Here is a 236-nt window from a genome sequence, read left to right as displayed (position 1 = left end):
GAGGACGCGGTGATCTTGCCCAATCGGATTGAGATCACCACCCGCAGCATGTCGTGGAGATGGGTGGCGATCAGTTGCCAGTCGATGCTGTCCCCGAACAGTGCCTGGATGTTCTTATAAGCCCTACCCGGTTCGGGCCGAAAGAATGTCAGGTCCTTGATGTTCCGGCGGCATCAGCTGGATGCCCAGCATGTGGGCCAGGCCGAAGACCGGGTAGCTTTGGGCCTGCGTGTCGC

Annotated in this window: 1 pseudogene; it reads right to left on the bottom strand. The window is 60.2% G+C overall.

Annotated features, from left to right (window positions below):
* Positions 1-236 (bottom strand): annotated as a pseudogene (locus HMPREF0072_RS11735) (Tn3 family transposase); the annotation flags it as partial.

Origin of the sequence: Anaerococcus lactolyticus ATCC 51172 (assembly GCF_000156575.1) — a bacterium.
In the GTDB taxonomy this organism is placed as follows: Bacteria; Bacillota; Clostridia; order Tissierellales; family Peptoniphilaceae; genus Anaerococcus; species Anaerococcus lactolyticus.
Note: the sequence above shows the minus strand (reverse complement) of the source record. Positions and strands in the feature narration are given on the sequence as shown.